At 58.2% G+C, this 7657-nt stretch carries 9 protein-coding genes and 1 rRNA gene; all 10 read left to right on the top strand.

From position 1 onward, the window contains the following. A 5S ribosomal RNA gene (gene rrf / locus CLV97_RS17320) occupies positions 1 to 93 on the top strand; the annotation flags it as partial. A gap of 368 nt (positions 94 to 461) precedes the next feature. Beyond that, entirely contained in the window at positions 462 to 1349 is an 888-nt protein-coding gene (locus CLV97_RS17315) for a CPBP family intramembrane glutamic endopeptidase (RefSeq protein WP_170070604.1), read from the top strand. Positions 1350 to 1591: 242 nt separating this feature from the next. Continuing rightward, the gene (locus CLV97_RS17310) at positions 1592 to 1831 is read left to right on the top strand and encodes a sigma factor G inhibitor Gin (RefSeq protein WP_342749813.1); all 240 of its coding nucleotides are present in this window, start codon (positions 1592 to 1594) and stop codon (positions 1829 to 1831) included. A gap of 35 nt (positions 1832 to 1866) precedes the next feature. After that, positions 1867 to 3297 carry an aminotransferase class I/II-fold pyridoxal phosphate-dependent enzyme gene (locus tag CLV97_RS17305; protein WP_106346777.1) on the top strand — a complete coding sequence of 477 codons (1431 nt, stop codon included), beginning with the start codon at positions 1867 to 1869 and terminating at the stop codon, positions 3295 to 3297. Positions 3298 to 3351: 54 nt separating this feature from the next. After that, positions 3352 to 3996: a dTMP kinase gene (gene tmk / locus CLV97_RS17300; RefSeq protein WP_106346776.1), complete on the top strand. Its 645-nt coding sequence runs from the start codon at positions 3352 to 3354 to the stop codon at positions 3994 to 3996. Next, positions 3993 to 4316, top strand: coding sequence for a cyclic-di-AMP receptor (locus tag CLV97_RS17295; RefSeq protein WP_106346775.1), 324 nt, complete (start codon positions 3993 to 3995; stop codon positions 4314 to 4316). The genes tmk and CLV97_RS17295 overlap by 4 nt, the downstream gene beginning before the upstream one ends. 15 nt (positions 4317 to 4331) lie before the next feature. After that, positions 4332 to 5360 (top strand): DNA polymerase III subunit delta', encoded by a 1029-nt coding sequence (holB, locus tag CLV97_RS17290; RefSeq protein WP_106346774.1) that lies wholly within the window; start codon positions 4332 to 4334, stop codon positions 5358 to 5360. Further along, on the top strand, positions 5320 to 6123 hold the full coding sequence (locus tag CLV97_RS17285) for a PSP1 domain-containing protein (RefSeq protein ID WP_106346773.1): 804 nt from the start codon (positions 5320 to 5322) through the stop codon (positions 6121 to 6123). Before holB ends, CLV97_RS17285 begins: the two co-directional genes overlap by 41 nt. 26 nt (positions 6124 to 6149) lie before the next feature. Continuing rightward, positions 6150 to 6515, top strand: coding sequence for a DNA replication initiation control protein YabA (gene yabA / locus CLV97_RS17280; protein ID WP_106346772.1), 366 nt, complete (start codon positions 6150 to 6152; stop codon positions 6513 to 6515). After that, positions 6479 to 7468, top strand: a complete 990-nt coding sequence (rsmI, locus tag CLV97_RS17275) for a 16S rRNA (cytidine(1402)-2'-O)-methyltransferase (protein WP_342749812.1) — start codon at positions 6479 to 6481, stop codon at positions 7466 to 7468. The genes yabA and rsmI overlap by 37 nt, the downstream gene beginning before the upstream one ends. Positions 7469 to 7657: the final 189 nt, after the last annotated feature.

The following is a 7657-nucleotide window of genomic DNA, read 5'->3' as shown; positions in this document are numbered from 1 at the left end:
CCACCCGTTCCCATTCCGAACACGGAAGTTAAGCCCTCCAGCGCCGATGGTACTTGGGGCGGGAGCCCCCGGGAGAGTAGGACGCTGCCAGGCGGTCTTCATAAAAGACCCGGTCTGTTTGAACAGACCGGGTCTTTGGTGTTTTTGCACATATCACGAAGCCTTGGTTGAAGGGATTCGGGGTTGTTTTTTCCTCCTCCCCACAACGTGTTGAAGATGAAAAAGGGACCGCGGCCGACGGAACAAATTCGGGCGTCAATGACCCGATCATGCATGCGTTGAAAAAAATCAAAGGCGGAAGGAAGTGGATTCACCCGCTACGTATCATTTGATTTATGTAGGAATATTAGTTTTTCCTCGTCCTGTGGTACACTCTAGTCAGACGCTTTATTTCCGGAATGTTCACATATTTACTGGATGGTTGTGTGGGTAACCCTCTCGTCGAAGGGAGTGCGGGATGGATGATCCATCAAGACCCAAAGAATCCAATATGCCCAAAGCAGCTGAAACAGCTTCAAAAAAAGGCTCTTCAGAGGGGAATCATGATCACGTTTGTTGCCGTCGGTTTGCTCAGTCTGTGGTTGTGCATCGCTCATCAATTCGGCTGGTTGACCGGTGGCGTGACACGAACCACGGCAGCATGGATCGGCCAAATGACCCCGGCCGTCTCCGCTTGGCTGATGCATCGCATCGGGCAGGGCGAGGGAACCTTTTACGGTTTTCGACGCCCGACGCTGAAGTGGTTGTTTTGGGGATGGATTTTGGGAATCGGACTTCCATCTGCGGCGTTTGGGGTTACAGGGATGTTTGGATGGGGATCATTTGCTTCCTCATGGTCTGATGTGATGGAAAACATTCGGGAACAAGGGTTTGTAAGTCTGTCATCCGATGTGTCCGTTTTACTTGTCTATGCGCTATTTTCTTTATCTGTTGTTCCATTGTTGTTGACCTTTTGTGCTTTGGGAGAGGAGATCGGTTGGAGGGGGTATCTTTTATCGCAGCTGCTCGTTTTTGGCCGTCGAAGAGCATTACTCCTCTCCGGCTTGCTCTGGTCCGTGTGGTACATTCCACTGGTTTTGGTCGGGCAGGCCTACCCCGGCCATCCGGTGGCCGGATTGCTTCTCGTGTTTCCATTTATAACAGGAGTGGGTGTTATACTGGGACATCTTCAATTGTCATCCCAAAGTGTTTGGATTCCATCTCTTGCACACGGTACCTTTAACGCTCAGATGGCGGGCCCCGCGGCCGTGTTGGTTTCCGCATCCTCGCCGGTTACCGGAGGGTTTATGGGTGTGGCCGGTATCCTGGTTATCTGGCCCATCGCTTTGTGGCTGTTGTGGAAACAATAATCTTTTGAAATGGGTCCGGGTGAGGGTTACGTCCGGGTTCCAGCATCTGTTGACGGATGGAAGTGAACTGGAGTTTTGTGCACAAAAGATGGTATACTTATACCTAACAAACCGTATTCGTATAAAAAGAGTGAAAAACGCCGACGAAAGGGCTTGGATTCGGGTTCGGACGCCTTTTTCCTCTTTCAGGATGATCGGAAGGACGGGAAAATCGGGTATGATCCACCGCCAACGAGGAAACAATGGTTGAAAAAACTATGAAAAGGTGGGTCGATGGATTGATAGAAAAGAGTTCCCCCGTCTGTTGCATTGTATGCGAACAACCGCGTCATGAGGGGATATCGATTTTGGATGAGTTCATCTGCGACGATTGTGAGCGGAGTATTGTCCGCACTCCGGTGGAGGATAAAAAATATTCCTTTTTTGTGACGCAATTGAGCCGAATCTGGCTGAATTTGCAGGGCTCGACCCCGGGGACGTGAAAGGTCCCTTTTTTCTTTTCCAGAGGTGTTGATGCATGAAGGCGGATCGACAGCGGCGAGCGCCACTGTACGAGGCGCTTCTCCGACATATGAAGCGGAATCCCGGCAATTTCCACGTACCCGGTCACAAGCAGGGGAGGGTGTTCGACGGCGAAGGAATGCGGTTGTTCAGTTCCGTTTTGTCCATCGACCTGACGGAGCTTTCTCCCCTGGACGACCTGCACGATCCTGCCGGCGTGATCGCCGAGGCCCAGGCGTTGGCGGCGGAGGCTTTCGGGGCCGATGAGACCTTTTTTCTGGTCGGGGGGAGCACGGCGGGCAATCTGGCGGCGATTCTCAGCTGCTGCCGTCCGGGAGACGTGCTGCTGGTGCAGCGCAGTTCCCATCAGTCGGTGTTTCATGCCTGCATGCTAGCCGGAGTGCGTCCGGTTTATCTGGGTACCCGGGTGGATGAGAAAAGCGGTTTGGATCAGGGGGTCGATCCGGAGGTCCTGGCGGAGGCTTTGGGGCATTTTCCCGAGGCCAAGGGGGTGGTGGTGACCAGTCCTTCTTACCACGGAGTGGTTCAGCCCGTCAGGCGTTTCGCCGACCTCTGCCACGCCCGCGGGATCCCCCTGATCGTGGATGAGGCCCATGGGGCGCATTTCGGCTTTCATCCGGACCTTCCTCCCCCGGCGATCCGTTCCGGCGCCGATCTGGTGGTTCAGTCCACCCACAAGATGCTGCCGGCGATGACCATGGCCTCCATGCTGCATCTTCGCGGGAAGCGGATCCGTCGCGAGCGGTTGACCCGCTGGCTCCGTATTCTCCAGTCCAGCAGCCCCTCCTATCCCCTCATGGCCTCCCTCGACCTGGCCAGGAGGCTGGTGGCGACGGAGGGACGAAGGCGGCTGGACGACGTCTTGTCCGGCCTGAGGGGCATCCGGGAGCGGATCGGCGCCTTCCGCCGCCTGTCGGAATCGGTCGGACCTCTTCCTCAGGATCCCCTCAAATTGTCCCTGGAATCCGGGACCGGAACTTCCGGATTTCGGATGGCCGAATGGCTGGAGAGCCGGGATTGCTTTCCCGAACTGGCCGACCATCGCCGGGTGTTGTTCACCTTTTCCCTGGCGCGTCCGGGCCGGGAGGAGGAGCGTTTGGTTCGGCTCTTGAACGAACTGGACGAGCAGCTCTCCGGGATGCCGGCGGCCTCCCCGCTCCCTCATCCCGAATTTGAACGGTGGCGGGTGGGGGAGGACCTGACCCGTTGGATGGATACGTCCGGAACCTCCGTTCCCCTCGATGAGGCGGTGGGGAGGCCCTCTGCCGACATGGTGCTTCCCTATCCCCCGGGGATCCCGCTCATCCTGCCCGGCGAGCGCTGGACGGAGGAGAGGGCGCTCTTTTTGCGGCAGGTGGTGGATGCGGGTGGAAGGGTGCGGGGGATTTCCTCGGTTTCTCCGCTCCGGGTTTCCGTGTTAGAATAAATTGATAGTCTCATTGGTGATGGATTTGCCGGACGGCATTTGGAGGATCGGGAAATGGACGGTTGTTTGATTACGTTGGAGGGCCCGGAAGGCGGGGGGAAATCGACGCAGATCGCCCTGCTCCGGGATTTTTTGGAGAGGGCCGGCGTGCCTTGCACCGTTGTGAGAGAACCGGGAGGAACGGCGATCGGCGATCGGGTTCGGGAAATCCTGCTTGATCCCCGGGCCGCCGACATGACGGTAAGGACGGAGATTCTGCTGTATGCGGCCTCCCGCGCCCAATTGGTGGAACAGGTGATTCTCCCGGCCCTGTGCCGCGGAGAGGTGGTTCTGTGCGATCGGTTTGTGGATTCCAGCTTGGCATACCAGGGATTCGGAGCTCCTTGGGACCGGGAGGAGATTCGCCTGGTGAACCGGGTGGCCACGGGAGGCCTCCGTCCGCATCGGACGTATCTGTTGGACGTGCCGGTGGAAGAGAGCATCCGCCGGCTGCAAAGCCGGGGGCGGGGGATTGATCGCATCGAACGGAAGGGAAAAAAGTTTCACGAACGGGTTCGCCAGGGCTTTTTACGCCTCGCTCAAGCCGAGCCGGACCGTTTTTTGGTGGTGGATGCCAGCCGTCCCGCCGATGAGGTGTTCCACCTTCTCAGGCGGGATTTGGAAAAGCTGATCCCAATATCCCGGGAGGGAGAAGCGTGAAACTGATCATCGCGGTGGTGCAGGATCGGGACAGCAATCGCCTGTCGCAGGCGCTGGTTTGGGAACACATCCCGGTGACCAAACTGGCCAGTACCGGAGGATTTCTGCGGGCGGGAAACACCACCTTTCTGATCGGGGTTGACGATGACCGGGTGGAAAAGGTTCTGGAAATCATCCGGAAAAACAGTCAGGTTCGGAAGGGCTGGATGACGCCTCACATGGGCGGCGGCAACGAGGGCGACGGTTCCTATCCGGTGGAGGTGCAGGTCGGGGGAGCGACCGTCTTTGTCCTGTCGGTGGAACGGTTTGAGCATTTTTGAGCGGAGGGTTTGGAGATGTCTTTCGACGCCATCCTTGGGCAGGAAAAAGCGGTGCGCCTGATCCGGGCGGGACTGAAGCGGGAACGGGTGGCCCACGCCTACCTTTTTTCCGGTCCCCCGGGAGCGGGAAAGCGCGAGGCGGCGTTGCAATTGGCCAAAGCCCTCAACTGCCCTTCGGGCCCTCGCGACGATTCCTGTGACCGCTGCGAGACCTGCCGCAGGATCGAGCACGGAAATCACCCCGACGTAGTACGGATCGCCCCGGAAGGGACCTCGATCAAAATCGATCAGATGCGGCGCCTGCAGCGCGAATTTGCTTATGCCGCCGCAGAGGCGGAGCACCGCGTGGTGATCATCGAAGAGGCGGAGACGATGACCGTGGAAGCGGCCAACAGCATGCTCAAATTTCTGGAAGAGCCGGTGACGCCGATGGTTGCGGTGCTGATCGCGGACCGGGAGGATGCGGTGCTTCCGACGATCCGTTCCCGCTGTCAGCAAATTCGCTTCGTTCAGCCTTTGCCGGAACATCTCGAACAGCGGCTGATCGGAGAAGGGATGGATCCGGCGCTGGCGCGGATCGCCGCCCATCTTGCCGACGGCGGGGAAGCGGCCCGTCGCTTGGCCGGTGGGGAGGAGTTTGCCCGTCTTTGTGAGCAAGTGATAAAATGGAGTGGAGAAGTGCTTGCCGGCCGGGGGGATGCTCTGATCTCCCTGCAAACCGAGTGGATGAGAGGAAATCCGAGCAAGAAAACGCTGGAAACGGTTCTCGAACTGATGCTCCTTTGGCTTCGGGATCTGTTGAATCGGATGCTGGGGCGGACGGAGCGGGAGGTCTTCACCCGCTGGGATGCCGAGCTGAGAAGGCAGTCCGCCGGGTGGACTCCGTCCCGGCTGGTGCAGGCGATGGATTGCGTCATCCAAGCGCGGCGGCAGCTGAGCGGACCGGTGCAGCCCCAGGCCGTATTCGAACAGATGGTGCTGGCCATTCAGGAGGGATCGTTCCATGTTCGCAGTGACCGGAGTCCGCTTTCGACAAGCGGGTAAGATATATTATTTCGACCCCTGCGGGTTGCCCATACGCCCGGGGGATCACGTCATCGTTGAAACCGTGAGGGGGATCGAGTACGGAAAAGTGGTGTCGGGGATCCGTTATGTCACGGAGGAGGAGGTCGTCCTGCCTCTGAAGAAGGTGATCCGCATCGCCGGACCGGAAGACGCCGAACAGCTGGAGCGAAACCGTCAAGCCGCCCTGGAGGCCTTGGATATCTGCCGGGAAAAGATCCGGGAACACGGGTTGGAAATGAAGCTGGTCGACGCGGAATACACCTTTGACCGGAACAAGGTGATCTTCTATTTTACCGCCGACGGACGGGTTGATTTCCGGGAGCTGGTCCGCGACCTGGCCTCGGTGTTCCGGACGCGGATCGAACTCCGGCAGATCGGCGTGCGGGACGAAGCGAAGATGCTGGGCGGAATCGGTCCCTGCGGTCGGATCCTCTGCTGTTCCTCTTTTCTCGGAGACTTCGAACCGGTTTCAATCAAGATGGCCAAGGATCAGAACCTTTCCCTCAACCCAGTAAAGATTTCCGGACTGTGCGGACGGTTGATGTGCTGTCTGAAATACGAAAATGAACTCTATGAGGAAGCCAAGCGCCGGATGCCCGATCTGGGAGCGCGGGTCCGCACCCCGGAGGGTGAAGGAAAAGTGGTTGTCCTGAATCTGTTGGAACGGAGGGTGCAGGTCCAGCTGAATGATTCGGGACGCACCGTGGAACATCCGGTGGAAGAGATCCATGCGAAATCCTGAACTTTTTTGGGGATTGAGGTGGAGGCGTGGACAAGCAGGAAATGTTGAACCGTGTGGTTCGGATGGAAGAGAGGATCGGCGAGCTATATGAAGAGCTGAGCGCGTTGAAACAGCAGATTGTGGAACTGATCGAAGAGAATACGCGGCTGAAGATGGAAAACCAGTCCCTGCGGGAATGGAAGGACCGTTCCCAAGGGCAGGGAACGATCCCCGGAGAGGAAGAGGAAAAAAAGGTTTCTCCCCCGGAGACGGGGGCTAAGGGTGGGGTGGACCACCTCCTGCAGCTGTACCAGGAAGGGTTTCACATCTGCAATGTCCACTACGGCCAGATGCGGCCGGAGGGGGATTGCCTGTTTTGCCTCGCATTTCTCAACAAATCATCTGCGGATTGAAGGCGCTGGGAGTACCGGCGTTCTTTTTTACTTTGTCGATGAAAGGGGACCTGAAGATGCAGGTGCAGCGGAGCTTTGAGGCCGCGGCGGAAGGGGGGGCTCTGTACGTTGTCGGAACTCCGATCGGCCATCTCCAGGATTTGAGTCCCCGGGCGAAGGAGATTCTGGAACGAGCGGATGTGATCGCCGCCGAAGATACCCGGCATACCCGGAAACTGCTGACACGGTTCGACATTTCCAAAAAAAATCTGGTCAGTTATCACGAGCACAACCGGAAATCCCGGGGTCCGCAATTGATCGATCGGCTTCTTGAAGGCGCTTCCGTCGCCCTGGTGAGCGATGCGGGGATGCCGGCCATTTCCGATCCCGGCGCGGAATTGGTCCGGGAAGCCCTGGAGCGCGGAATCCCGGTCATCCCCGTCCCGGGGCCCAATGCGGCCATCACCGCCCTGGTCGCCTCGGGGATCCCTCCCGTACCCTTCGTGTTCCTCGGTTTTCTGCCCCGAGTTCCCAAGGACCGGGAGCGGGAACTGTCCCGGTGGAAGGAGGCGGAGGCCGCATTGGTCTGTTACGAAGCGCCCCACCGAGTGATCTCCACCCTGGAGTCGGTCGGTCGGGTGCTGGGCGATCGCCGCATGGCCCTGGCCCGGGAGATGACCAAAACCCACGAGGAATGGTTGAGGGGGAAAGTGAGCGAGATCCTCGCTCATTTGGCGGAACACCCTCCCCGCGGGGAGTACACGATGGTGATATCGGGTGCGGACTCTGCCGATCGTGCCGGTGACTCCGAAGAAAAGTGGTGGTCTTCCCTCACTGTCGAGGAGCACGTGGAGTGGTATCTCCGCCGGGGTCAATCCAAAAAGGAGGCGATCCGCTCCGCCGCCCGGGACCGTTCCCTGCCCAAGCGGGAAGTGTATCGGATTGTTCACCTCGAAAACAAAGACGAAAACTAAAAAGGCCTTCCGTCGTACGGAAGGCGTGAGACTGCTGACAAAGGTAGCAGGTCAGCAGTCTTTTTTTGTCGAAATCAGAAGATAACACAAAAAGGATAAGGACGGGATGGTATGTTTCAAACCCACTCCCATCGGCAAGGCAGTATTGAATTGGTCAATATCGAAGATTTGGTACCGCAGGATCACCTG

The organism is Planifilum fimeticola, assembly GCF_003001905.1.
Lineage (GTDB): Bacteria > Bacillota > Bacilli > Thermoactinomycetales > DSM-44946 > Planifilum > Planifilum fimeticola.
This window is presented reverse-complemented; position numbering and strand designations above follow the sequence as displayed.